Source organism: Pseudomonas sp. NFPP07, from assembly GCF_900115645.1.
GTDB lineage: Bacteria > Pseudomonadota > Gammaproteobacteria > Pseudomonadales > Pseudomonadaceae > Aquipseudomonas > Aquipseudomonas chlororaphis.
Genome location: NZ_FOXG01000006.1, coordinates 103,855 through 128,185 on the forward strand (window position 1 = coordinate 103,855; position 24,331 = coordinate 128,185).

21 protein-coding genes are annotated in these 24,331 nt (G+C 63.1%); 9 read left to right on the top strand and 12 right to left on the bottom strand.

Translation table 11 applies throughout. The annotated features are described in order from the left end of the window. The first annotated feature begins 207 nt into the window (after positions 1–207). The 3 genes from BM019_RS16395 to mgrA all read left to right on the top strand — a co-directional run bounded on the left by BM019_RS16395 (position 208) and on the right by mgrA (position 4,960). Positions 208–2,466 carry a TonB-dependent receptor gene (locus BM019_RS16395; protein WP_092418920.1) on the top strand — a complete coding sequence of 753 codons (2,259 nt, stop codon included), beginning with the start codon at positions 208–210 and terminating at the stop codon, positions 2,464–2,466. A gap of 46 nt (positions 2,467–2,512) precedes the next feature. After that, positions 2,513–3,838, top strand: a complete 1,326-nt coding sequence (locus BM019_RS16400) for an LLM class flavin-dependent oxidoreductase (protein WP_092418921.1) — start codon at positions 2,513–2,515, stop codon at positions 3,836–3,838. Positions 3,839–3,922: 84 nt separating this feature from the next. Further along, positions 3,923–4,960, top strand: a complete 1,038-nt coding sequence (gene mgrA, locus BM019_RS16405; protein ID WP_092418922.1) for an L-glyceraldehyde 3-phosphate reductase — start codon at positions 3,923–3,925, stop codon at positions 4,958–4,960. A gap of 125 nt (positions 4,961–5,085) precedes the next feature. On the opposite strand, the gene BM019_RS16410 is transcribed toward mgrA, so the two are convergent. From BM019_RS16410 to BM019_RS16450, 9 genes are all read right to left on the bottom strand, one after another. Continuing rightward, complete coding sequence (locus BM019_RS16410; RefSeq protein ID WP_062824000.1) at positions 5,086–5,514, bottom strand: type II toxin-antitoxin system VapC family toxin; 429 nt, start codon at positions 5,512–5,514, stop codon at positions 5,086–5,088. Next, entirely contained in the window at positions 5,511–5,756 is a 246-nt protein-coding gene (locus BM019_RS16415; protein WP_009041692.1) for a FitA-like ribbon-helix-helix domain-containing protein, read from the bottom strand. The genes BM019_RS16410 and BM019_RS16415 overlap by 4 nt, the downstream gene beginning before the upstream one ends. A 135-nt stretch (positions 5,757–5,891) precedes the next feature. Then, positions 5,892–6,731 (bottom strand): taurine dioxygenase, encoded by an 840-nt coding sequence (gene tauD, locus BM019_RS16420; RefSeq protein WP_092418923.1) that lies wholly within the window; start codon positions 6,729–6,731, stop codon positions 5,892–5,894. A 236-nt stretch (positions 6,732–6,967) separates the two neighbouring features. After that, complete coding sequence (gene tauC, locus BM019_RS16425) at positions 6,968–7,807, bottom strand: taurine ABC transporter permease TauC (RefSeq protein ID WP_009041694.1); 840 nt, start codon at positions 7,805–7,807, stop codon at positions 6,968–6,970. Next, positions 7,804–8,598: a taurine ABC transporter ATP-binding subunit gene (tauB, locus tag BM019_RS16430; protein ID WP_092418924.1), complete on the bottom strand. Its 795-nt coding sequence runs from the start codon at positions 8,596–8,598 to the stop codon at positions 7,804–7,806. Before tauB ends, tauC begins: the two co-directional genes overlap by 4 nt. Before the next feature lie 95 nt (positions 8,599–8,693). Further along, on the bottom strand, positions 8,694–9,671 hold the full coding sequence (gene tauA, locus BM019_RS16435) for a taurine ABC transporter substrate-binding protein (protein WP_007925265.1): 978 nt from the start codon (positions 9,669–9,671) through the stop codon (positions 8,694–8,696). Between the two features lie 224 nt (positions 9,672–9,895). Then, positions 9,896–11,479: a glutamate--cysteine ligase gene (gene gshA, locus BM019_RS16440; protein WP_092418925.1), complete on the bottom strand. Its 1,584-nt coding sequence runs from the start codon at positions 11,477–11,479 to the stop codon at positions 9,896–9,898. Positions 11,480–11,693: 214 nt separating this feature from the next. Then, on the bottom strand, positions 11,694–12,077 hold the full coding sequence (locus BM019_RS16445) for a PaaI family thioesterase (RefSeq protein WP_009041698.1): 384 nt from the start codon (positions 12,075–12,077) through the stop codon (positions 11,694–11,696). Next, a complete protein-coding gene (locus tag BM019_RS16450) occupies positions 12,077–14,401 on the bottom strand; it encodes a Tex family protein (RefSeq protein WP_062823995.1) in 2,325 nt (774 codons plus the stop codon). The genes BM019_RS16445 and BM019_RS16450 overlap by 1 nt, the downstream gene beginning before the upstream one ends. 360 nt (positions 14,402–14,761) lie before the next feature. Between BM019_RS16450 and ompR the strand changes: the two genes are divergently transcribed. Beyond that, entirely contained in the window at positions 14,762–15,502 is a 741-nt protein-coding gene (gene ompR / locus BM019_RS16455) for an osmolarity response regulator transcription factor OmpR (protein ID WP_007925257.1), read from the top strand. Positions 15,503–15,609: 107 nt separating this feature from the next. Then, complete coding sequence (locus BM019_RS16460; protein ID WP_009041700.1) at positions 15,610–16,923, top strand: ATP-binding protein; 1,314 nt, start codon at positions 15,610–15,612, stop codon at positions 16,921–16,923. Positions 16,924–17,015: 92 nt separating this feature from the next. Here BM019_RS16460 and rimK read toward each other — a convergent pair whose 3' ends face one another. Both rimK and BM019_RS16470 read right to left on the bottom strand, forming a co-directional pair. Next, positions 17,016–17,921 carry a 30S ribosomal protein S6--L-glutamate ligase gene (gene rimK, locus BM019_RS16465; RefSeq protein WP_007931744.1) on the bottom strand — a complete coding sequence of 302 codons (906 nt, stop codon included), beginning with the start codon at positions 17,919–17,921 and terminating at the stop codon, positions 17,016–17,018. Further along, entirely contained in the window at positions 17,918–18,400 is a 483-nt protein-coding gene (locus BM019_RS16470; RefSeq protein ID WP_007931742.1) for a retropepsin-like aspartic endopeptidase RimB, read from the bottom strand. Before BM019_RS16470 ends, rimK begins: the two co-directional genes overlap by 4 nt. 219 nt (positions 18,401–18,619) lie before the next feature. Between BM019_RS16470 and BM019_RS16475 the strand changes: the two genes are divergently transcribed. Continuing rightward, a complete protein-coding gene (locus BM019_RS16475; protein ID WP_009041701.1) occupies positions 18,620–19,018 on the top strand; it encodes an RNA-binding S4 domain-containing protein in 399 nt (132 codons plus the stop codon). Between the two features lie 138 nt (positions 19,019–19,156). Here BM019_RS16475 and BM019_RS16480 read toward each other — a convergent pair whose 3' ends face one another. Then, positions 19,157–19,957: a phosphatase PAP2 family protein gene (locus BM019_RS16480; protein ID WP_087089598.1), complete on the bottom strand. Its 801-nt coding sequence runs from the start codon at positions 19,955–19,957 to the stop codon at positions 19,157–19,159. Between the two features lie 102 nt (positions 19,958–20,059). Between BM019_RS16480 and hslO the strand changes: the two genes are divergently transcribed. The 3 genes from hslO to BM019_RS16495 all read left to right on the top strand — a co-directional run bounded on the left by hslO (position 20,060) and on the right by BM019_RS16495 (position 24,326). Continuing rightward, positions 20,060–20,962 carry an Hsp33 family molecular chaperone HslO gene (gene hslO, locus BM019_RS16485; RefSeq protein ID WP_092418926.1) on the top strand — a complete coding sequence of 301 codons (903 nt, stop codon included), beginning with the start codon at positions 20,060–20,062 and terminating at the stop codon, positions 20,960–20,962. A 179-nt stretch (positions 20,963–21,141) separates the two neighbouring features. Continuing rightward, entirely contained in the window at positions 21,142–22,683 is a 1,542-nt protein-coding gene (locus BM019_RS16490; protein WP_092418927.1) for a phosphoenolpyruvate carboxykinase, read from the top strand. A gap of 302 nt (positions 22,684–22,985) precedes the next feature. Continuing rightward, entirely contained in the window at positions 22,986–24,326 is a 1,341-nt protein-coding gene (locus BM019_RS16495) for an S-type pyocin domain-containing protein (RefSeq protein WP_092419159.1), read from the top strand. Positions 24,327–24,331 lie beyond the last annotated feature (5 nt).

The following is a 24,331-nucleotide window of genomic DNA, read 5'->3' on the forward strand; positions in this document are numbered from 1 at the left end:
AAGCGCGATCCTTCAAGTAAACAAAAAAGCATATAAAAGTAATTTTTCAGTATTTGACGATCTATGTGCGGCTTACCGATACTGGCGATGTTAGCGCTAACAAAGCGCCTTGTCTGCTACTCGCTCGAGCGAATGTCCACGACAGATTTTTCAGCGCTGCCGGCGCAGATCGGCAGCGGTTAAGGGCAAATTCCGCGCAGGTGCAGTATGCAGAACATTCATGGGGATCAGCAGAAACTGGTGCGGTCGATCCGCGCCGCCAACGCTTCACGGGCGTATTTGGGCTGGTGGCTGGCGGGGCTCGCCGCGCTGCCGCTGCCGGGCGCTTTCGCCGCTGACAGCGACAGCACGGCGCAGGGCCAGGAGCCGACGCTGAAGTCGGTGACAGTCACCGCCACCCGCCGCGAAGAGTCGCTGCAAAAAGTGCCGGTGGCGGTGTCGGTGGTCGATGGCGAGCAACTGGAGCGCGATAACCGCAACGGTGTCGCCAGCATCGTGCAACAGGTGCCGTCGCTGAACTTCCGCACCGGCGCTTCGAACAAGGACACCTCGCTGTTCATCCGCGGCGTGGGCACCATTTCCACCTCGCCCGGCGTGGAGCCGACCGTGGCCACGGTGATCGATGGCGTGGTCTACGGCCGCCCGGGCCAGGCTACCCTCGACCTGCTGGACCTGGAACGCATCGAAGTTTTGCGCGGTCCGCAAGGCACCTTGTTCGGCAAGAACGCTTCGGCCGGCGTGCTGAATATCGTGACCAGGGCGCCGACCGCCGAGACCCATGGCTACATCGACCAGAGCTACTACAGCGGCAACGAAAGCCGCACCCGGTTCGGCATCGGCGGCAGCCTGATTCCCGACACGCTCAAGGGGTCGATCACCACCCTGTTCGGCAGCTACGACGGCAACGTCGACAACCGGCACAACGGGCATGAGGTCAACGGCTACAACCGCAAGGGCGTGCGCGGCAAGCTGGCTTTCACCCCCAGCGACGACCTCACCTTCACCCTGGCGGCCGACTACATGCAGTCCCATGACGACGCGCCCAATGGCGTTGTCGCCAAGGCCCTGGATCCGGCCTTCGCCAATGCCCTGCGCCCGGTCCGGGCCAGCAGCGACAACCGCGATATCAACACCGATACCCGTACCCACGTCGAAGACATCAACAAAGGTTTGTCCGGCCAGCTGGACTGGAGTCTCGGCGATTACACCCTGACTTCGATCACCGCCTGGCGCGGCTGGAACAACACCCAGTATCAGGACGGCGACCGCCTGGGCGCCGTTACCGCCGCTTTCCCCGGTACCGCCGACAAGGGCGACCTGGACTACAACCAGTACTCTCAGGAGCTGCGCCTGGCCTCGCCCAAGGGGCAATTTCTCGAGTACGTCGGCGGGTTGTTCTACATGCACGGCAAGGATGAAGAAACCTACCGCCGCACCCTGACCACTACCACCGCGATCAACCGTGGCATCGCCGACTACAGCACCACCAGCGACAGCTACTCGGTGTTCGGCGAAACCACCCTGAACTTCACCTCGGACCTGCGCGGGATCGCCGGCCTGCGCTGGACCCACGACGACCTGGAATACGAGCACCGCCGCGTATCCACCTCGGCCACCACCGTCAGCGGCATTCAGCCCGGCACCAGCAGCTCGGGCTCGGTGGATGAGGACGGCTGGTCCGGGCGCCTGGGCCTGCAGTACGACCTGAGCGATGCGGTCACCACCTACCTGACCTATTCACGCGGCTACAAGGGGCCGGCCTACAACGTGTTCTTCAACATGCAGCCGCGGGACACCGAGGCGCTGAAGCCGGAAACCTCCAACACCTGGGAGGCCGGGATCAAGGCCACGGCCTGGAACAAGCGCCTGACCGCCAACCTGGCGATCTTCCACAGCGACTACGACAACTATCAGGCGAACTTCTTCGACACCGTCGCCGGGCAGGTGGTGACCCGCCTGATCAATGCCGGCAGCGTTAGCACCGAAGGCGTCGAGCTGGATTACGCCTTGCAGGCCACCCAGCAACTGAAGATCTCCGGCGCGCTGGCCTATACCCGTGCGCGGATCGACGAATTCGCCTGCCCGGCGGGCGCGGCGGCTTCTTGCAACGTCAACGGCAAGCCGCTGCCATTCAGCCCTGATTGGAAAAGCTATGTGCGGGCCGATTACAGCATCCCGCTGGATAACGGCCTGGATATCGAACTGGGCACCGATTACAGCTGGCAGAGCGAAGTGCAGTACGACATCAGCCAGAACGCCGACACCAGGCAGGGGGCCTACGGCATCTGGAACGCCAGCATCGCCCTGGCCGACTACAACCAGGGCTGGCGCGTGGCGCTGCTGGGCAAGAACCTCGCCGACAAGTCCTATTCGCCGCTGCTGGCCAGTGGCGGCAATTACATCTACCGCGCCGTGCCACGGGATGACGAACGTTATTTCGGGGTACAGGTGCGCAAGGATTTTTGAGCCGTTGCGTGCAACGACCCTCAATGACCGCTTCAAGGAAAAGGCCATGACCCACCCAAGACAACTCAAGCTCGGCGCCTTTCTGATGGCCACCGGTCATCACGTTGCCGCCTGGCGGCATCCGTACGTACCGGCGGATGCCGGACTAGACTTTTCTGCGTACAGGCAGCTGGCCCGGATCGCCGAGGCAGCGAAGTTCGATGCCCTGTTCCTGGCTGACAGCGTGGCCGCCGCAACGGGCCCCGAGGCCCACAGAATGGCGCGTTCGGAGCAGTTTGAGCCCTTGACTTTGCTGGCTGCCCTCAGCGTCGTGACCGAGCATATTGGGCTAATTGCCACTAGTACTACGAGCTATAACGTACCGTACCATGTAGCACGTAAGTACGCTTCGCTGGATCACCTGTCGGGTGGAAGGGCAGGTTGGAATCTGGTGACTTCCGACAATGCGGCCGAAGCGCAGAATTTCGGTCGCGACGAGCATTTGGGCCATGCCGAGCGTTACAGCCGCGCCCGCGAGTTCCATGCAGTGGTCACCGGGCTTTGGGACAGTTGGCAGGACGACGCCTTTGTCCGCGACAAAAGCAGCGGCCAGTACTACGACCCGGCCAAGCTGCATGTGCTGGATCACCAGGGCGAGCACTTCCGGGTCAAGGGCCCGCTGAATGTGGCGCGCCCGCCCCAGGGCTATCCGGTGATCGTCCAGGCCGGTTCCTCCGAAGCCGGACGCGAGTTGGCGGCGCAGACCGCCGAGGTGGTATTCACCGCCCAGACCTCACTGGCCAGCGCCCAGGCGTTTTATGCCGACCTCAAGGGGCGCCTGGCCCGCTACGGACGCGGCGCCGATTCATTGAAAGTCATGCCCGGGGTATTCGTGGTGGTGGGGCAGAGCGAAAGTGAGGCCCGGGAAAAATATGAATCGTTTCAGCAATGGGTCGAACCCGAGGTTGGCGTGGCCCTGCTTGGGCGTATGCTGGGCAACTTCGACCTGTCGCAGTACCCGCTGGACGGCCCGCTGCCCGCGCTGCCATTGACCGAAAGCGGCCAGCAAAGCCGGCAGAAGCTGTTGATGGAACTGGCCGGCAAGGACAACCTGAGCCTGGCCGAGCTGGGCCGGAAAATCGCCGGGGGCCGGGGGCACTACAGCCTGATCGGCACGCCGGCGCAAATCGCCGACGAGCTGCAAGGCTGGTTCGAGGAAGGCGCGGCGGATGGTTTCAACGTGCTGGTGCCGCACCTGCCGGGCGGGCTCCAGGACTTTGCCGGAGCCGTGGTACCGGAACTGCAACGACGCGGGTTGTTCAGAACCGAATATGAGGGCAAGACGTTGCGCGAGAACCTGGGGCTGGCGCGACCGAAGAATCAATTTGCATAGAGAGGCAGGCGACCGCGGTGCGGTCGATCGTGAAACCCGAAGGCTTCAAACCACAGCGCAGTCCCGCCAATGAGAGAGGATTCGATGACTTACCTTGCTGCCGAAAACCGCTACGACTCCATCCCCTACCGCCGCGTCGGACGCAGCGGCCTGGTGCTGCCGGCGCTGTCCCTGGGCCTGTGGCACAACTTCGGCGACAGCACGCCGATCGACACCCAGCGTTCGTTGCTGCGCACCGCCTTCGACCTGGGCATCAACCACTTCGACCTGGCCAACAACTACGGCCCGCCCTATGGCAGCGCCGAGATCAATTTCGGTCGTCTGTTGCGTGAAGACTTCAGGCGGTATCGCGACGAGCTGATCATCTCCAGCAAGGCCGGTTGGGATATGTGGCCCGGTCCGTATGGCCAGGGCGGCGGCTCGCGCAAATACGTGCTGGCCAGCCTCGACCAGAGCCTGCAGCGCCTGGGCCTCGACTATGTGGATATCTTCTATTCCCACCGCTTCGACCCGGACACCCCGTTGGAAGAAACCGCCAGCGCCCTGGCCACCGCGGTGCAGCAGGGCAAGGCGCTGTACATCGGTATCTCGTCTTATTCGGGGGTGAAGACCCGCGAGATCGCAGCCTTGCTCAAGGAGTGGAAAGTGCCGCTGCTGATCCACCAGCCGGCCTATAACCTGCTCAACCGCTGGGTGGAAAAGGACCTTTTGGACACCACCGAAGAACTCGGCGCCGGGGTGATTGCCTTCACGCCGTTGGCCCAGGGCCTGCTGACCGACAAGTACCTCAATGGCATTCCCGAGGATGCGCGGGTCAACCGCCCGGGCGGTGGTTCGTTGCAAGCCTCGCACCTGTCCGCGGCCAACCTCGCCCATGTGCGCGCCCTCAACGAAATCGCCCAGCGTCGTGGCCAGAGCCTGGCGCAACTGGCCCTGGCCTGGACTCTGCGCGATCCGCGGGTGACCTCGGCCCTGATCGGCGCCAGCCGGCCGGAGCAGATCGTCGAGAACGTCGGCGCATTGCAGAACCTGAACTTCAGCGCTGAAGAGCTGGCAGAGATCGATCGTTTTGCCCGCGAAGGCGGGATCAATCTGTGGTTGAAGCCTTCAACCGCGGAATAGAGCCTGCCGTCATGTTGTAAGGCTGCCGCGGCTTCTGTAGGAGCCAGGCTTGCTGGCGATCGCGGTGGTGTGTTGTGTCAGGCATGCCGCCATCGCGAGCAAGCTGCGCTCCTACAGAGCCGGGTTCAAACCTCGAGTGGCAGCCAGGGGTTGATAACGATCAACCCGGTGTCGCTGAAGTCCTTGGCGTTACGGGTGGCGATCGCCGCGTCGTGGACGCGGCATATGGCCGCAATTTGCGCATCCACCAGGCTGATCGGACGCCCCAGGCTTTCCCGGTGCGAAATCAGATGGGCGTAGTAAAGAGCCGCCTGGGTCCCGAAGGGCACGATGCGGTCGATGAAGTCTTCCTCGAACATCGCGAGCGCCGACGCATGGAGCATCTGTTTGCGCTTGCCGTGGGGCAGGCGCGCGATGCCGTGAAGAATCTCGGCCATGGTCATGGCGCTGATGTAGAGGTCTTCGACAGGTTGCGCTTCGATCCACAGCAATACCGATGCGTCCGGTTGGGGACGCATCAGTTCCGACAGCACATTAGTGTCGAGCACGATCATTCGCCCAGATCCACCACGCGTGCCGGCTCGGTACGTTCGGGCAGCTCAAGCTTCACTCCGCCGGCCTCGGCAAAGCGTGCCCGGATACGACTGGCCAGGCCTTGGCTGTCGGCTGTTCTGTTCAGGGCGCGGCGCAAAATCAAGCGGGCTTCTTCTTCCATGGAGTGGCCGTTGTGGGCGGCTTCGATGCGCAGGCGCTCTTTGATGTGGTCGTCCAGGTTTCGGATTGTCAGGCTGGCCATGGGTTCCTCCGAATGAAATCAATGCAATCATTGATAGCATAGCCGCGCGTCATCGAGGGTGGGCAACCACTTATCGTTTGGTGACGCCGCAATCACCCGCCAGTCCTGCGTCATAAGCAAGCTGGCGAGTATCGGTTATCGGAAAAACGGCACATCCCCGAGAATCGTCGCGCGGTGCATCACGCGGCGTTGCGGGCGGTAGTCGTCGACCGCGTAGTGCTGGGTCACGCGGTTGTCCCAGAAGGCCACGTCGTTGATCTGCCAGCGCCAGCGGATGGTGAATTCCGGGCGGGTGGCGTGGGCGAACAGCAGTTTCAGGATGACTTCGCTTTCGCTGTCCGACAGCTCGTTGATCCTGGTCGTGAAGCCTTCGTTGACGAACAGCGACTTGCGCCCGCTGACCGGGTGGGTGCGGATCACCGGGTGCGACAGCGGCGGGTTTTTCCGCTTGGCTTCTTCCCAGCGCGCCAGGTCCTGCGGGGTATTGCCGAAGCGTTCCAGGGGGAAGGACTTGATGAACTCGTGAGTTGCGGTCAGGCCTTGCAGCAGGTTCTTCATCGGCTCCGAGAGCGCCTCATAGGCCGCGATGCCGCTGGCCCACAGGGTATCGCCACCGTAGGCCGGCAACAGCTTGGCGCTGAGCACCGCGCCCAGGGCCGGGGTCGGCAGGAAGGTCACGTCGGTGTGCCAGATGGCGTTGTCGCGCACGTCGGTTTGCGCAGTGTCGAGGATCAGCACTTGCGGCTGTTCCGGCACGTTGGGGTAGATCGGATGGATATGCAGGTCGCCAAAGTTCGCCGCGAAGCGCGCCTGTTGCGGCGGGTCGATCGGCTGGTCGCGGAAGAACAGCACCTGATGCTGGAGTAGCGCCTGCTCGATGATGTCGCGCTGTTCGCCGGCCAGCGGTTGGCTGATATCGACGCCGCTGATCTGGGCGCCCAGGGCGGAGCTTAAAGGGGTGATGGTCAGGCTCATGTCGTTCTCGAATGGAGCGCCGATTTGCCGGCGTGGTCAGTTCTGTCTGTAAGAAGTCTTGCCCGCTACCTCTGTAGCCGCTGCCGAGCTTTGGCGAGGCTGCGATCGAGCGCAAAGCGCTCGCAAAACCTGGCGCCGCGGTATTCCAGATACAACGCGTCAGGCGGGTTGCGCCTGCTGCGCAGGCGATCGCAGCCTCGCCGGGGCTCGGCAGCGGCTACAGGGTTACCGGGGTCTCAATGGGCCTGGCCGTGCCAGGGCACCAGCTTGCGCTGCAGGGCGCGCAGGCCCATTTCCATGGCGAAGGCGATCAGGGCGATGACCAGGATCCCCAGTACCACCACATCGGTGACCAGGAACTGCGCGGCGGATTGCACCATGAACCCCAGGCCGCTGGTGGCGGCGATCAGTTCGGCGGCGACCAGGGTCGACCAGCCCACCCCGAGGCCGATGCGCACGCCAGTGAGAATGTCCGGCAGGGCGCTGGGCAGGATCACATGGCGAATCAGCTGGGCCCGGGTCGCGCCCAGGGACTGCGCGGCGCGCAGCCGGGTCGGGTCGACGGTGCGTACGCCGGTGGCGGTGGCGATGGCGATCGGGGCGAAGATCGCCAGGTAGATCAGCAGCACCTTGGACAGCTCGCCGATGCCGCACCAGATGACGATCAGCGGCAGGTAGGCCAGGGGCGGAATCGGCCGGTAGAACTCGATCAGCGGGTCCAGCACGCCGCGAGCGATGCGATTGTGGCCGATGGCGATGCCCACCGGAATCGCGGTCAGCACGGCAAAACCCAGGGCCAGGCCGATGCGTCCGAGGCTCGCGCCCAGGTGCTGCCACAGGGTGGAATCCATATAGCCGCTGGTCACCAGCAGCCAGCCCTTTTGCAGCACGGCGGAAGGTGGCGGCAGGAACAGCGGTTCGATCAGGCCGCTGGCCGTCACCGCCCACCACAGGGCGAGCAGCACGACCAGGGTCAGCACGCTGATCCAGCGGGTGCTCAGGCTGCGGCGCTGGGGCACCGCGGTGTGCGGGTTAGCGGCTTTGGTCGTGGTGGCTGGGAGGTCGTAGCTGTTCATGCGCGCTCCTGCCGCAAGACGGCACTGCGTTGGGAGAACACCCGGGCCAGCACATGTTCGCGGGTTTCGATAAAGCGTGGATCGGACTTGATTGCCCGGGCCGATTCGCCGGCCGCGTAACGCTGGCCGAAGTCCAGGCTCAAGCGCTCGACGATTTGCCCCGGGTTGGGGGCCAGCAGGATCAGGTCGGTGGCGAGGAACACCGCTTCCTCGATGTCGTGGGTAATCAGGAACACCGGCTTGGCGGTGCGTTGCCAGACCTGCAGCAACAGCTCCTGCATCTGCTCGCGGGTGAAGGCATCGAGGGCGCCGAAGGGCTCGTCCATCAGCAGCAGCCGTGGGTCGGCGGCCAGGGCGCGGGCCAGGCCCACACGCTGGCGTTGTCCGCCGGAGAGCTGCCAGATGCGCCGTTTGTCGAAGCCGGCCAGGTCCACCAGCGCGAGCATTTCCCGGGCGCGGGCTTCGCGCGGGTCGCGGGCAATGCCGGCCAGTTCGAGGCCGAAGCCGGCATTGGCCAGCACGTCCTGCCAGGGCAGCAGGGCATCGTCCTGGAACACCACGCCGCGTTCGGCGCTCGGGCCGGCGACCGGCACGCCGTCCAGGGTGATGCGCCCGGCGCTGGGTTCGACGAAACCGGCGATCAGGTTCAACAGCGAAGTCTTGCCACTGCCGGAAGGGCCGAGGGCGACCAGCAGCTGCTGGGGCCCGAGCGTCAGGGAAATATCCGCCAGCACCGGTTCGGCGGCGCCGGGGTACTGTGCGCTGATGCGCTCCAGTTGTAGCAAAGCCATGACGGCGCGCTCCTTGTTCAAATGCAGCCTTTGTCGAGGTGAGACGCTGTACGAGAAGCGCCGGGCCTGGGCCCGGCGACCTCTGCGGCTGACCTTCAGTGGGTGATGTACTTGGCGCTGACGTATGGCGCGTAATCCGGCAGTACCGCCTCGACTTTGCCCTGTTCCTTGAGGAACACCGCGGTGTCGGTGATGGCCTTGGTGGTCGGCGCGCCAAGGCTGATGACCTGGTCGGCCGCCAGCGGGTAGACGTTGCCCTGCAACAGCAGCGGAATGTCGCTGGCTTTGGCGCCGGAGAGTTTCACCAGCTTGTCGACGTTGCTCTGCTCCGCCAGCCAGGCTTTTGGGTCCTTGCGGTAGTCGGCGTAGGCGTCGAGGGTCACCTTGGCGAAGGCGGTGACGATTTGCGGGTGCTTCTCGGCGAAGTCCTTGCGCACGATCCAGGCGTCGAAGGTCGGCGCGCCGAACCGGGCCAGTTCGCCGGAGGTGATCAGCACCTTGCCGTTTTCCTTGGCCACGCCCAGCGCCGGGTCCCAGACGTAGGTGGCGTCGATGTCGCCGCGTTTCCAGGCAGCGATGATCGCCGGTGGCGCCAGGTTGAGAATCTGTACTTTCGCCGGGTCGATTTTCCAGTGCTTGAGCGCGGCCAGCAGGCTGTAGTGACCGGTGGAAACGAAGGGCACGGCGACTTTCTTGCCGACCAGGTCCTGGGGCGTGTTGATCCCGGATCCGTCGCGGGCCACCAGGGCCTCGGCGGCGCCGATCTGGGTGGCAATGAGGAAGGTTTCCACCGGCACCTTGCGGGTGATCGCGGCGGTCAGCGGGCTGGAACCGAGGTAGCCGATCTGCACGTCACCCGAGGCGATGGCGGCGATGATATCGGCGCCGTTGTCGAACTTGCGCCAGTCGATCCTGGCCTGGGTGGCCTTTTCGTAGGTGCCGTCGGCTTGGGCGACTTTCGCCGGATCGACGGTGGTCTGGTAGGCGACGGTGACATCGGCTGCTTGGGCGAACAAGCTCGCGGTAGCCAGGGATACGGCCGCCAGAAGGCGAAGGGGAAAGTGCATTTTCATCATGAAGCTCCTCGACGGGCGGCCAAGTGTGGACGTGAGAGGAGACTAAATGATCTAAGAATCTAAAAATAAATAACTTTTTAGAATTAGCTTAAAAGAGGAATCTTCTAAAGAGAGCACTTTTTTGAAGGGGAGCGCTTTGCGCTCCATCGCGAGCAAGCTCGCTCCTACAGGACAGTACTGTGTAGGAGCGAGCTTGCTCGCGATACAGGCGGCGCGGTGTGTCAGTTACTGATTGCCAGGATACTCGCCTGGTACGAGCCGACAAACACGTCGAAATCACCGACTTCGTTGCGTTCCAGCTCGGCCTGTTGCAGCAGGGAGCTGCGCGCGGCTTCTTCGAAACGTGCCTGGTCTTCCTTGCTCAGGGGCTCGCTGCGGAAGAACTCGGCGTGGGCCAGGCTCTGGCGCAGGGAGAACTGGCTGAAGCTTTCCTTGTGCTCCTGCATGGCGGCCAGGACCTGGGCCGAAGGCGTCAGGGACGAATCCTTGACCTTGGCCAGCTGGGCGTCCAGTGCCTTGCCGTGGGCGTCGCTGCCGTGGCTGCGGTCGAGCAGGGCGGCCAGCGGCGCGATCTTTTCCAGCAGCTCGCCGGCCCATTCCTTGAGCTCCACCAGTTGTCCCTGGCGCAGCAGGTGCAGGCCCGGACGACGTCCTTCCTTGACCACTTTGAGGAAGTTCGAGGTGGCGTTGCCGCACTCGTTGTTTTCCAGCAGCGGACTCTCGTTGAGCGCGCAATACAGCAGGAAGGCGTCGAGGAAGCGGGCTTCCTGCACGTCGATGCCCATCGGCAGGAACGGGTTGATGTCCAGGCAACGCACTTCGACGTACTGGATGCCGCGGGCCATCAGCGCCTGGATCGGCCGCTCGCCGGTGTAGGTCACGCGTTTCGGGCGGATGTTGGAGTAGTACTCGTTTTCGATCTGCAGGATGTTGGTGTTGAGCTGGACCCACTCGCCGTCCTGGTGGGTGCCGATCTCCACATAAGGCGCGTACGGCGTGGCGACGGCCTTGCGCAGGCTGTCGGTGTAGCTGTTCAGGTCGTTGTAGCAAGGGGTCAGGCCGGCCTGGGCGTTGCTCTGGTAGCCCAGGTCGCTCATGCGCAGGCTGGTGGCATACGGCAGGTACAGGGTCTCGGCGTCCAGTTGTTCCAGCTGGTGCGAGCGCCCGCGCAAGAAGCCCGCGTCCAGCGCCGGCGAGGCGCCGAACAGGTACATCAGCAGCCAGCTGTAGCGGCGGAAGTTACGGATCAGCGCGATGTACGCCGACGACTGATAGTCGCGATCGCTGCCGACGAAACCTTCGGCCTGCTTGAGCAGCGGCCAGAGCTGCTCCGGCAGGGAGAAGTTGTAGTGGATCCCGGCGATGCACTGCATGGTCTTGCCGTAACGCAGGGCCAGGCCCTTGCGGTACACATACTTGAGCTGGCCGATGTTGGAGGTGCCGTAATAGGCGATCGGGATGTCTTCCTCGGCCGGCAACGGGCACGGCATCGATGGACTCCACAGGTACTCGTTGCCGAGCTTGCTGTAGGCGAAACGGTGAATCTTGTCGAGGCTGGCCAGGGTGTCAGCCGGATCGGCCAGGGCCGGAGTGATGAACTCCAGCAGCGACTCGGAATAATCGGTGGTGATCTGTTCGTTGGTCAGCGCGGAACCCAGTTCTTCCGGGTGCGGGGTCTGTGCCAGGCGCGCTTCGCCGGTCACGCGCAGGCATTCGCGCTCGATACCGTGCAGGCACTGCTCGAGCAGAGAGAGGTTAGCGCGCTCGCCGAGCAGAGCCAGGCGGCGGTTGAGAAGTTCGCTCAAGTTGGATTCCTTCACGCGTCAGTCGCCCCAATATGGGGGTGGGCAGGACGGTCTACAAGGGTGAAGTTGAAACTGGCGTTTTCGCCTGGTCGTTGAGCCTTACCGGCCCGCTTTGCAACGCCATTGCTTCATCCTTGAACTGGCTCTTGCACGCGCAAAAAATTCCGGCGCCGTGTGTGCAGCGCCGAAATTAACTCAAATCGAGGTTGAGGGGCTATAGAACAGCGAACGTGCCTTGTGCTTTAGCGACCAGTTTGTCGCCTTGCATCACATCGGCCTCGACCACCAGGGTACGGCGGCCCGGGTGGATCACCCGGGCGTGGCAGACCACGTCGCCCTCGGCGACGGCGCGGATGTAGTTGATCTTGCACTCGATAGTCGCGCTCTGCTGGTCGAAGCCGTGGGAGCTGGAGCAAGCCAGCCCCATGGCAATGTCGACCAGGCTGAAGATCGCCCCGCCGTGCAGCTTCTGGCCACGATTGCGCAACTGTGGCGTCAGCGTCAGGGCGACGTCGGCTGCACCGACTTCCAGACGCTGCAGACGGCAGCCGATCAGTTGGCTGAACGCGCTTTCGGTCAAGCCGGCCGGGATCTCCATCAGCGTTTCTTCAACTGCTTGGCGTTGGCGAACAGCGACGCCATGGCGTTGTTGGTCGGGGCCGCGGCCACGCTTTCCTTGCGCGGGGCGCTGTTGCCCGACGAGCGTGGCGCCGAGCCTGGGCGCGAACCACGAGCGCCGTCGATCTTCTCGCCCGGGGTGTCGCTCATGCGCATCGACAGGCCGACGCGTTTGCGTGGAATGTCGACTTCCATGACCTTGACCTTGACCACGTCGCCGGCCTTCACCGCCTCACGCGGGTCCTTGATGAACTTCTCCGACAGCGCCGAGATGTGCACCAGGCCGTCCTGGTGCACGCCGATGTCGACGAAGGCACCGAAGTTGGTGACGTTGGTCACCACGCCTTCGAGGATCATCCCCAGTTGCAGGTCCTTGAGGTCTTCGACGCCTTCCTGGAACTCGGCGGTCTTGAACTCGGGACGCGGGTCGCGGCCCGGCTTGTCCAGTTCCTGGAGGATGTCGGTGACGGTCGGCAGGCCAAAGGTCTCGTCGGTGAACTTCTTCGGATCCAGGCGCTTGAGGAAGCCGCTGTCGCCGATCAGCGAGCGGATGTCGCGGTCGGTCTCGGCGGCGATGCGCTGCACCAGCGGGTAGGCTTCCGGGTGCACCGCGGACGCGTCCAGCGGGTTGTCGCCGTTCATCACACGGAGGAAGCCGGCGGCCTGTTCGAAGGTCTTTTCACCCAGGCGGGCAACCTTCTTCAGCGCGGCGCGGGTCTTGAACGCACCGTTTTCATCGCGGTGGCTGACGATGTTCTGCGCCAGGGTGGTGTTGAGGCCGGAGATCCGCGCCAGCAGGGCCACGGACGCGGTGTTGACGTCCACGCCGACGGCGTTCACGCAGTCCTCGACCACCGCATCCAGGCCACGGGCCAGCTTCAGCTGCGACACGTCGTGCTGGTACTGGCCGACGCCGATGGATTTCGGATCGATCTTCACCAGCTCGGCCAGCGGGTCCTGCAGGCGGCGGGCGATGGACACCGCGCCACGGATCGACACGTCGAGGTCGGGGAATTCCTTGGCGGCCAGTTCCGACGCCGAATACACCGAAGCGCCCGCTTCGGAGACCATGACCTTGGTCATGCGCATGGCCGGGTATTTCTTGATCAGCTCGGCGGCCAGCTTGTCGGTTTCCCGGCTGGCGGTGCCGTTGCCGATGGCGATCAGGTCCACCGAGTGCTTGGCGCACAGCGCGGCCAGCACGGCGATGGTCTGGTCCCACTTGTTGTGCGGTACGTGGGGGTAAACGGTGGCGTGGTCCAGCAGCTTGCCGGTGGCGTCCACCACCGCCACCTTGCAGCCGGTACGCAGGCCCGGGTCGAGGCCCAGGGTCGCGCGCGGGCCGGCCGGAGCGGCCAGCAGCAGGTCGTGCAGGTTGTGGGCAAAGACGTTGATCGCCTCGGTTTCGGCGTTGTCGCGCAGCTCGCCCAGCAGGTCGGTTTCCAGGTGGGTGTAGAGCTTGACCTTCCAGGTCCAGCGCACCACTTCGCCGAGCCATTTGTCGGCCGGGCGGTTCTGGTTCTGGATGCCGACGTGCTGGCCGATCATGCCTTCGCACGGGTGCATGGTGCCGGGCAGTTCGTCGCCGACTTTCAGCGCGGAGCTGAGGATGCCTTCGTTGCGGCCACGGAAAATCGCCAGGGCGCGGTGCGACGGCATGCTCTTGAGTGGTTCGTCGTGTTCGAAGTAATCGCGGAACTTGGCGCCTTCCTCTTCCTTGCCGGCGATCACGCGGGCACTGAGGGTGGCTTCCTGCTTGAGGTAGTTGCGCAGCTTGTCCAGCAGGCTGGCGTCTTCGGCGAAGCGCTCCATGAGGATGTACTTGGCGCCTTCGAGGGCGGCCTTCACATCGGCCACGCCTTTTTCCGCGTCGACGAAGCGCGCGGCTTCGCTTTCCGGGGTCAGGCTCGGGTCGTTGAACAGGCCGTCCGCCAGTTCGCCGAGGCCGGCTTCCAGGGCGATCTGGCCCTTGGTACGGCGCTTCTGCTTGTACGGCAGGTAGAGGTCTTCGAGGCGGGTCTTGGTGTCGGCGAGCTTGATGTCGCGGGCAAGTTCCGGGGTCAGTTTGCCTTGCTCCTCGATGCTGGCGAGGATGCTGATGCGCCGTTCGTCGAGTTCTCGCAGGTAGCGCAGGCGCTCTTCCAGATGACGCAACTGGGTGTCATCGAGGCTGCCGGTCACTTCCTTACGGTAGCGGGCGATGAAGGGCACGGTGGAGCCTTCATCCAATAGAGCGACGGCCGCTTCGACCTGTTGTGGGCGTACGCCGAGTTCCTCGGCAATGCGGCTGTTGATGCTGTCCATAAAACCACCTGACAAATTGTGAAGCAGGCTCGCCGGCACGGAAAATTGGCCTCGGCGAGTCTGGTTGAGCGGCCTGGCGTGCGCCGCTGCCTGGATCAAAAGGCTGCCTGTTGACCCGTGAAATCGAACAATTACTGCCTGGCCGGGAAAAATAAAAAGTGGCCACGGGCGGTAACGATCAGACGTTGCCTGACACAAAAGGCGGCGCATTATAACCAGCGTTCCAGTCTTCAGGGGTATCGGCCCACTGGCGGCCGACGGCGGGTTTTCTGGCGGTAGAGGAAAAATCTGCTAACAATGCACACGGTGCGTATAACGGCAGCTACGCCATAATGCGCACCGAGATAAAAGGAGCATCTGATGAGCAGCACTGCACAAACTGCCGAAGGCGAAAAAATTCTTATTGTTGACGACGACCCCGGGCTGAGCAGCCTGCTGGAGCGCTTCTTCGTCAGCAAGGGCTACCGTGCCCGCGCGGTTCCCAACACCGAGCAGATGGACCGTCTGCTGGGGCGCGAAGTCTTCAACCTGGTCGTCCTCGACCTGATGCTGCCTGGCGAAGACGGCCTGACCGCATGCCGCCGCCTGCGCAGTGCGAACAACCAGATCCCGATCATCATGCTCACCGCCAAGGGCGACGAGCTGAGCCGCATCAAGGGCCTGGAACTGGGCGCCGACGACTACCTGGCCAAGCCATTCAACCCCGACGAGCTGATGGCGCGGGTCAAGGCCGTGCTGCGTCGCCAGTCGGCTCCGGTGCCGGGCGCGCCGGGCAGCGAGGACGAGAACGTCACCTTCGGCGACTACGAACTGTCCCTGGCCACCCGCGAACTCAAGCGCGGCGCCGAAGTGCACATGCTCACCACCGGTGAGTTCGCGGTGCTCAAGGCCCTGGTGATGAACGCTCGCCAGCCGCTGACCCGCGACAAACTGATGAACCTGGCCCGTGGCCGTGAGTGGGATGCCCTGGAGCGTTCCATCGACGTGCAGATCTCCCGCCTGCGCCGGATGATCGAACCCGATCCGTCCAAGCCGCGTTATATCCAGACGGTCTGGGGCGTGGGTTATGTGTTCGTGCCGGATGGCACCACCACCAAGTGACCGATGATTTGTAGGAGCGAGCGCCCGGGCCGGCAAACGACCCGGGCGCTCGCATTCCGCAACTCTGCGAGCGCGACTCGCTCCTGCAAAGCGTGTAATGGCTGTTTATGAAAACCCCGCTGTGGTTCCCGCAAAGCTTCTTCTCCCGCACCCTCTGGCTGGTGCTGATCGTGGTGCTGTTCTCCAAGGCGCTGACCCTGGTTTATCTGCTGATGAACGAGGACGTGCTGGTGGACCGCCAGTACAGCCACGGCGTGGCCCTGACCCTGCGCGCCTATTGGGCCGCCGACGAATCCAACCGCGACCAGATCGCCGAGGCCGCCGGGCTGATCAAGGTGGTCGGCAGCGGTGTGCCGGCGGGCGAGCAGCATTGGCCCTACAGCGAGATCTATCAGCGGCAGATGCAGGCCGAACTGGGCGCCGACACTGAAGTGCGCCTGCGCATGCATGCGCCGCCTGCGCTCTGGGTGCGCGCGCCGAGCCTGGGTGACGGCTGGCTGAAAGTGCCGCTGTATCCGCATCCGTTGCGGGGGCAGAAGATCTGGAGCGTGCTCGGCTGGTTCCTGGCCATCGGCCTGTTGTCCACGGCGTCGGCGTGGATCTTCGTCAGCCAGCTCAACCAGCCACTCAAGCGCCTGGTCTATGCCGCCCGGCAACTGGGGCAGGGGCGCAGCGTGCGCCTGCCGATCAGCGATACGCCGAGCGAGATGACCGAGGTGTACCGCGCCTTCAACCAGATGGCCGAGGATGTGGAACAGGCCGGGCGCGAACGCGAGCTGATGCTGGCGGGGGTGTCCCACGACCTGCGCACGCCGCTGACCCGCCTGCGCCTGTCGCTGGAGTTGATGGGCAGCCACAACGACCTGACCGACGACATGGTTCGCGACATCGAAGACATGGACGCGATTCTCGACCAGTTCCTGGCCTTTATCCGCGACGGCCGCGACGAATCGGTGGAGGAGGTCGATCTCAGCGACCTGGTGCGTGAAGTGGCGGCGCCCTACAACCAGAACGATGAAAAGGTGCGCCTGCGCCTGGAGCCGATCCCGCCGTTCCCACTGCGTCGGGTGTCGATGAAGCGCCTGTTGAACAACCTGATCGGCAACGCGTTGAACCATGCTGGGACGGAAGTCGAAGTCGCGGCCTATGTGTCGGGCGACACCAGCGCGCCTTATGTGGTGCTGAGTGTGATGGACCGTGGCGCGGGCATCGACCCGTCGGAGCTGGAAGCGATCTTCAACCCCTTCACCCGCGGCGACCGTGCCCGGGGTGGCAAGGGCACCGGCCTGGGCCTGGCCATCGTCAAGCGGATCGCCTCGATGCACGGCGGCAATGTCGAATTGCGCAACCGCGCCGATGGTGGCTTGGAAGCGCGGGTGCGCTTGCCGTTGGGATTGTTGCTGCCCAGGGATGCGGTCTGAAGGCAGCTACAAGCGGCAAGCTACAAGTTATAAGCGGCAAGTGAGGAGTCGCTTTTCTCTTGCAGCTTGCCGCTAAAAGCTTGCCGCTGCCTTTATCCCTTGCCCTTGGTCCGGGTCATGTTCGGGCCACCGTTTTTCTCGATGTGCTCGATGATGATCCCCGCCACGTTCTTGCCCGTGGTGGTCTCGATGCCTTCCAGGCCCGGCGAGGAATTCACTTCCATCACCAGCGGCCCGTGGTTCGAGCGCAGGATATCCACGCCCGCCACGCTCAGGCCCATGACCTTGGCCGCGCGCAGGGCGGTCATGCGTTCTTCCGGGGTGATCTTGATCAGGCTGGCGCTGCCGCCACGGTGCAGGTTGGAGCGGAACTCGCCGGGCTTGGCCTGGCGCTTCATCGCGGCAATCACCTTGTCGCCGACCACAAAGCAGCGGATGTCGGCGCCGCCGGCTTCCTTGATGTACTCCTGGACCATGATGTTCTGCTTCAGGCCCATGAAGGCCTCGATCACCGACTCGGCCGCGGTGGCGGTTTCGCACAGCACCACGCCTATGCCCTGGGTGCCTTCCAGCACCTTGATCACCAGGGGGGCGCCGTTGACCATCTCGATCAGGTCGGGAATGTCGTCCGGCGAGTGGGCGAAGCCGGTCACCGGCAGGCCGATACCGCGCCGGGACAACAGTTGCAACGAGCGCAGCTTGTCCCGCGAGCGGGCGATGGCCACCGACTCGTTGAGCGGGAACACACCCATCATTTCAAACTGGCGCAGCACCGCGCAGCCGTAGAAGGTCACCGAGGCGCCGATCCGTGGAATCACCGCATCGAAACCCTCCAGCGGCTTGCCGCGGTAGTGGATCTGCGGTTTGTGACTGGCAATGTTCATATAGGCGCGCAGGGTGTCGACCACCACCATTTCATGGCCACGCTCGGTGCCGGCTTCGACCAGGCGACGAGTGGAATACAGACGCGGGTTACGCGACAGCACAGCGATCTTCATGCAACACCTGTGGCAGAGGTAGTGGACACCGGGAACACCGGTTTGTCTTGAACGTATTTGATCCCTGGATTGACCACCAACTGGCCATCGATCAGGGCTTTGGAACCGAGCAACAGGCGATAGCGCATGGCCTTGCGGCAGGCGAGGGTGAACTCCACCCGCCAGACCCGATCCCCGAGCGCCAGGGTGGTGCTGATCACGTAGCGCACCTGTGCCTGGCCGTTGGAGCTTTTAATGGTTTTCATCGCCACCAGCGGTGCTTCGCAACGCCGGTGACGCAACTGCACCACGCTGCCCAGGTGCGCGTTGAAGCGCACCCACTGCTCACCGTCGCGCTCGAACGGCTCGATCTCGGTGGCATGCAGGCTGGAGGTGCTGGCGCCGGTATCGATCTTGGCGCGCAGGCCGGCGACTCCCAAATCCGGAAGCGCCACCCACTCGCGCAGACCCACGACGGTCAAATGGTCAAATGTCTTCAAATGTGCTCAACCGCTGAGGAACCCGCTCGTACCGTCAAGCGGCCGAATTCGCGGTATTCACGCAGAATAATGGGTAAAAGGCGACAGATATCTAGGCCCGGATCCACAGCGCCCGGACGGGCTGCTGCAGAGCCTCGCATTCTAAACCGAGCCATCGCAATTCATGGCACGGGAGAAACGGTAGTACAGTTCGAAAATATTTCAGAATGAGGACATGCCATGGCACAAAAAGCCGAAGACGACGACAAGGTCCGTCTGGACAAATGGCTGTGGGCGGCGCGCTTCTACAAGACCCGTGCGCTGGCCAAGGCCGCCATCGAAAGCGGCAAGGTGCATCACCGTGGCGAGCGCTGCAAACCGGGCAAGGAGCCGAGGATCGGCGACGAGTATGAGATACGCACCGGCTTCGACGAGCGCACCGTGGTGGTCCAGGCCCTGTCGATCGTGCGCCGTGGGGCGCCGGAGGCGCAGGCTCTCTATACGGAAACCGCAGCCAGCATCGCCAAGCGGGAAAACGCCGCGGCCCTGCGCAAGGCCGGCGCCCTGGGTGTGAGCACCGACGGCAAGCCGACCAAGAAACAGCGGCGCGACCTGTTCAAATTCCGCAGCAGCGAATAGACCCTTGGCCTTCTGAACCCTGCGGGTTCAATCGCCAGCAAGCTGGCTCCTACACAGCCGGCGCACCGCTCAACCCCTGTAGGAGCGAGCTTGCTCGCGATCCGCGGCAAAGCCGTGACAAGCAGCAAATCCGAAGAGTCAGGCCGCCCGCACCACGCTCAGGCGCGACAGCAACGGCAGCTTGCCCAGCAGATTGAACAGCGGGTTGGTCGCCCGCAGCAGGAAGTCCGAGGCCTTGGCCGCGTACGGGGTGTAGTAGCCCCAGCCGAGTGCCCAGACCGCCAGCAGCACGCCACCGATATAGTCGTCCTGGCCCCAGTGCGCGCCGGCCACCAGGCGCGGCATCATGAACAGCAGGGTCAGGCCCCAGATCACCAGGAATTGGCCGACGCCACGGCTGAATACACTCATGAACAGCGCCCAGATCAGCAGCACCGAGGCGTGGTCACCGGGGAAGCTCTGGCTGGAACGGTCCTTTAGCTCCCAGGTTTTTTCCCAGTGCGGGAAATAGTCGCTCATGTGCACGGCATCCTGGAGCATCATCGACGGGCTGTCGTGCTGCCAGCCCATGGCGTCGGCGAGCCTGGAGAACAACAGGCGGATAATCAGCATCAAGACCAGGATCGACAGGAAGCCGAAAAAGGCCCGGCGCACGTCCACGGCCTTGAACACCCAGTCACCGCGGATCAAAAGGGTCAGCAGGATCAGCCCGACTATCGCGTCGAAAGGCCGCAGGCTGGCCACGGCCCAGATATGCAGCCAGGTGGAGTTGCTCGCAAGGGGAGCATTCAGCAGGCGGAACAGCCATTCGTCGAACATCACACAAAGCATGTGCCCGCTTGGCCATAACCAGAAACCCAGCAGTGCCAGAGGGAGCAAATTGCACAACACCAGCTTGCCGAGGTTCCACCTTGCTTGGAACAAACCCGGATTGTTCATAAAATGCCTCCAATGGCAGAAAATCGCGCACCGTAACAGTGCAAAAAAACGCAATTTTCATATCTTGTAACCATTTTGTCATCACTTCAGATACCCAAACCTATGACTCATTTGCCGGATACCGACTTCACCCAACGCTTCATCTTCGATGACAGCGACGCCCGCGGCGAGCTGGTGGCGTTGGAGCGCAGCTATGCCGAAGTCCTCGCCAAACACGCTTACCCGGAGCCGGTCGCGCAACTGCTCGGCGAGCTGATGGCGGCGGCCGCGCTGCTGGTCGGCACGCTGAAGTTCGATGGCTTGCTGATCCTCCAGGCCCGTTCCGAAGGCCCGGTGCCATTGCTGATGATCGAGTGCTCCAGCGAGCGCGAGATCCGTGGTCTGGCCCGCTACGACGCGGAGCAGATCGCCCCGGATGCGAACCTGGCCGACCTGATGCCCAATGGCGTGCTGGCCCTGACCGTCGACCCGACCCACGGCCAGCGCTATCAGGGCATCGTCGACCTGGATGGCGCCACCCTGTCGGAATGCTTCACCAACTATTTCGTCATGTCCCAGCAAGTCGGCACCCGTTTCTGGCTGCACGCCGACGGTCGTCGCGCCCGTGGCCTGCTGCTGCAGCAACTGCCGGCCGACCGCCTCAAGGATGAAGAAGAGCGCGCCGCCAGCTGGCAGCACATCACCGCGCTGGGCAGCACCCTGACCGCCGACGAACTGCTGAGCCTGGACAACGAAACCGTGCTCCATCGCCTCTACCATGAAGAAGCCGTGCGCCTGTTCGATGTGCAGCCGTTGCGCTTCCGTTGCAGCTGCTCGCGGGAACGCTCGGGCAATGCGCTGGTCAGTCTGGGTCTGGAAGATGCGCAGAAGCTGGTGGTCGAACACGGCGGCAGCATCGAGATCGATTGCCAGTTCTGCAACGAGCGCTACCTGTTCGATGCGGCCGATATCAGCCAATTGTTCGCCGGAGCAGGTGTCGAGTCGCCGTCAGATACTCGTCACTAAAACGGTTCAGCGCAGGTAAATCACCTGGCAAGCGCCGGATTAACGCCGTTCTGACGGGAGGGCCCTACTCTTTTTGGGCTTTTCTGGCATAATCCGGCGCACTTTTTTCGCGGTAGTAGTGCACGACTTTCTACTACAAAACGTTTGGAGCACTCGGCCACTGGCCGACGGGGAACCTCATGACGCAAGCCAATAACGCCGTGTACACCGATCTGAGTGTTGATGATCTGGTCAAAGAAGCCCTGAAGCGCGGTGAAGGCGAGCTTGCCGATACCGGCGCGCTGGTTGTTCGTACCGGTCACCGTACCGGCCGTTCGCCAGTCGATCGTTTCATCGTTGAAGAGCCGAGCACCCAGGACGCTATCGCCTGGGGCCCGATCAACCGCAAGTTCCCGGCCGACAAGTTCGATGCCCTGTGGGCTCGCGTCGAGGCGTTCAACAACGCGCAAGAGCATTTTGTTTCCCATGTGCATGTAGGTGCTTCCGACGAGCACTACCTGGCCGTGAAGATGACCACCCAGACTGCCTGGCAGAACCTGTTCGGTCGTTGCCTGTTCATCAACCCGGCCCAGTACAACCCGGCTGGCCGTGACGAGTGGCAGGTGCTCAACGTTGCCAACTTCGAATGCGTTCCTGAGCGTGACGGCACCAACTCCGACGGTTGTGTGATCCTCAACTTCGCTCAGAAAAAAGTGCTGATCGCCGGCATGCGCTACGCCGGTGAAATGAAGAAAGCCATGTTCTCGGTACAGAACTTCCTGCTGCCGGCCGCCGACGTGCTGCCGATGCACTGCGCCGCCAACATTGGCGAAGAAGGCGATGTAACCCTGTTCTTCGGCTTGTCCGGCACCGGCAAGACCACCCTGTCCGCCGATGAAAGCCGTTACCTGATCGGTGACGACGAGCACGGCTGGGGCGAGGGCGTGGTGTTCAACATCGAAGGCGGTTGCTATGCCAAGTGCATCGACCTGTCCGAGAAGAACGAGCCGGTCATCTGGAAAGCCATCAAGCATGGCGCCGTGCTGGAAAACGTTGTGCTGGACGACGCCAAGAAGGCTGACTACGCCGATGGCAGCCTGACCCAGAACAGCCGCGCCGCCTACCCGCTGGAGCACGTCGAGAAGCGTTCCGAGAAAAACCTCGGTGGCGAGCCGAACGCCGTGATCTTCCTGACCTGCGACCTGACCGGCGTGCTGCCGCCAGTCTCGATCCTCAGCGAAGAACAAGCTGCCTATCACTTCCTGTCCGGCTACACCGCTCTGGTGGGCTCGACCGAAATGGGCTCGGGCGCTGGCATCAAGTCCACATTCTCCACCTGCTTCGGCGCACCGTTCTTCCCGCGTCCGGCAGGCGTTTACGCAGAGCTGCTGATCAAGCGCATCCGCGGCTTCGGCTCCAAGGTCTACCTGGTCAACACCGGCTGGACCGGCGGTGGCTACGGCGTTGGCAAGCGCTTCAACATCCCGACCACCCGTGGCGTGATCGCCGCCATCCAGAGCGGCGCTCTGGTCGGTGCCGAGACCGAGCACCTGGACACCATCAACCTGGACGTGCCGTTGGTCGTTCCAGGCGTCGAAACCGGCCTGCTCAACCCACGCAACACCTGGGCTGACAAAGCCGCCTACGACGAGGCCGCCAAGGCCCTGGCCGGCCTGTTCATCGAGAACTTCAAGAAGTTCGACGTGAGCGACGCCATCAAGGCTGCCGGTCCGAAGCTGTAAGCATCGGGCAAGTGGTTCAAGAAGCCGCCCTTCGGGGCGGCTTTTTTGTGGGCGTCATTCAGTCCTGTTCAAACACTAGGCGGCTTGTCCGCGCGACTCAATAAGCCGTATTCGACGTGACTTGTAAGGTAAATCCTTGTGTCCTGTCGTAGACCGTTTAGGGCCAATCGCAGGGCATGAACGAAAAAGAAAAGTCGCTCGACCAGCTCGGATTTGCCTGACAGCCAAGGTCCCCTCGCACTGGTTAACGTGAGATCCCCCGGTTGAAGGCCGGGGTTTCCCAGGCGACCGAGCAAAGGACTATGGCCCGCAACAAGGATGTGCCCCAGGTATGGCAGCACTACGACGCTGACGGCGGTGGTTATCGCCGCTTGCGCGATATGACCGCGAGCGAGCTGGCCGAGCGTGACAAAGCGCAAAAGCACTATGAGCAGATGCTCGCTCGCCAGCAGGCCTATGAGGACCGGCTGCCGATTACCCGAGTTGAGTCACAACCAGCGCTCATCGGTTGCGTATTCGCCAAGTCGTGCAAGCTGCCGGATGCCGTCATCGATTACATCACCCCGACAGGCTTTATTCCGACCGATGCGGTGGCGAATTACGGCGCGTTGACGCTGCTGGGTGGTCGCGAGGTCGAGGCGGGTGGGCGCGTGCCCCTCAAGCGCATCAGCGGCGTGCTGCCGGCCAATCTCGGTGCCTTGACCCTGGGCGGTGTCTCCGTGGGCTCTGGCACCACCGGCAGTGGCTTGGGGCTGATCTCCTCGGGCGTGGCGGCCGGTGCATTGCTGGGACTGGTGGCCTTGCTCGCTCCATCGAGCCTGGGTGACGGCGCGCTGTACAGCGAAGAGCAACTACGCAACCTCAAGCAAGCCCGCACCCGCTTGCGCCTGCGGGTTGAACAGCAGGCTGATGGCAGCCTCAAGGGCTACGGTTTCAACACCCAGGGGCGCCGCGAGTGGGAAATGATTCCGGTGGCTGAATTCGAGGCTCGTGATGAGCAGCAAGTGGCCGACCTGGGGGATGGCATCACTCTCACCTGGACCCCGTCTGTGGACCCCTCGAACACTACAGGGATACCACCGCTGGAAGCGGCGCCACAGACACCACCGATCTGGATTTTCCCGCCGACAGAAGCGGCGGAGCGGATCATCGTCAGCCCGATTTATCCGCCGAAGTATCGGGATTTTATTCTGGTGTTTCCGCCGGGGTCAGGTGTGCGGCCGCTGTATGTGGTGTTAAGTGTGCGGCGCGGGTCGGGTGTGGTAACTGGGCAGGGGGAGGATGTCCTGGGGGCATGGCTTGCCGGTGCTGCTAGGGATCAAGGTGCTCCTATACCCCAAAGTGTTGCTGACCAGCTCCGAGGCAAAAAATTCAGCAGCTTCGATGTTTTCAGAAAGGCATTTTGGACCGCAGTGGGAAATACCCCTGAGTTAAGCCGCCAATTTGGCAGGATCAATCAGGCCAACATGAAAAATGGTTATTCCCCCTATCCAACTCCTTCGGAGCAAGCCGGTGGCCGTAAAGTGTACGAGTTGCATCACGTTGAGCACTTGGCAAAGGGCGGTGAGCTTTACGATATAGATAACCTTCGAGTAACTACCCCAAAAAGACACATTCAAATTCATGCTGAAGATAGGAGATAGCAGCG

What these genes read in the sequence shown, in the direction of transcription:
- BM019_RS16460 (WP_009041700.1), top strand. Translation starts at nt 15,610, where the DNA reads ATGAAAACCCCGCTGTGGTTCCCGCAAAGCTTCTTCTCCCGCACCCTC.
- tauD (WP_092418923.1), bottom strand. Translation starts at nt 6,731, where the DNA reads ATGAGCCTGACCATCACCCCTTTAAGCTCCGCCCTGGGCGCCCAGATC.
- ompR (WP_007925257.1), top strand. Translation starts at nt 14,762, where the DNA reads ATGAGCAGCACTGCACAAACTGCCGAAGGCGAAAAAATTCTTATTGTT.
- tauA (WP_007925265.1), bottom strand. Translation starts at nt 9,671, where the DNA reads ATGAAAATGCACTTTCCCCTTCGCCTTCTGGCGGCCGTATCCCTGGCT.
- mgrA (WP_092418922.1), top strand. Translation starts at nt 3,923, where the DNA reads ATGACTTACCTTGCTGCCGAAAACCGCTACGACTCCATCCCCTACCGC.
- BM019_RS16400 (WP_092418921.1), top strand. Translation starts at nt 2,513, where the DNA reads ATGACCCACCCAAGACAACTCAAGCTCGGCGCCTTTCTGATGGCCACC.
- BM019_RS16480 (WP_087089598.1), bottom strand. Translation starts at nt 19,957, where the DNA reads ATGAACAATCCGGGTTTGTTCCAAGCAAGGTGGAACCTCGGCAAGCTG.
- tauB (WP_092418924.1), bottom strand. Translation starts at nt 8,598, where the DNA reads ATGGCTTTGCTACAACTGGAGCGCATCAGCGCACAGTACCCCGGCGCC.
- BM019_RS16410 (WP_062824000.1), bottom strand. Translation starts at nt 5,514, where the DNA reads ATGATCGTGCTCGACACTAATGTGCTGTCGGAACTGATGCGTCCCCAA.
- BM019_RS16495 (WP_092419159.1), top strand. Translation starts at nt 22,986, where the DNA reads ATGGCCCGCAACAAGGATGTGCCCCAGGTATGGCAGCACTACGACGCT.
- tauC (WP_009041694.1), bottom strand. Translation starts at nt 7,807, where the DNA reads ATGAACAGCTACGACCTCCCAGCCACCACGACCAAAGCCGCTAACCCG.
- BM019_RS16445 (WP_009041698.1), bottom strand. Translation starts at nt 12,077, where the DNA reads ATGGAGATCCCGGCCGGCTTGACCGAAAGCGCGTTCAGCCAACTGATC.
- BM019_RS16395 (WP_092418920.1), top strand. Translation starts at nt 208, where the DNA reads ATGCAGAACATTCATGGGGATCAGCAGAAACTGGTGCGGTCGATCCGC.
- BM019_RS16475 (WP_009041701.1), top strand. Translation starts at nt 18,620, where the DNA reads ATGGCACAAAAAGCCGAAGACGACGACAAGGTCCGTCTGGACAAATGG.
- hslO (WP_092418926.1), top strand. Translation starts at nt 20,060, where the DNA reads ATGACTCATTTGCCGGATACCGACTTCACCCAACGCTTCATCTTCGAT.
- rimK (WP_007931744.1), bottom strand. Translation starts at nt 17,921, where the DNA reads ATGAAGATCGCTGTGCTGTCGCGTAACCCGCGTCTGTATTCCACTCGT.
- BM019_RS16415 (WP_009041692.1), bottom strand. Translation starts at nt 5,756, where the DNA reads ATGGCCAGCCTGACAATCCGAAACCTGGACGACCACATCAAAGAGCGC.
- BM019_RS16450 (WP_062823995.1), bottom strand. Translation starts at nt 14,401, where the DNA reads ATGGACAGCATCAACAGCCGCATTGCCGAGGAACTCGGCGTACGCCCA.
- BM019_RS16490 (WP_092418927.1), top strand. Translation starts at nt 21,142, where the DNA reads ATGACGCAAGCCAATAACGCCGTGTACACCGATCTGAGTGTTGATGAT.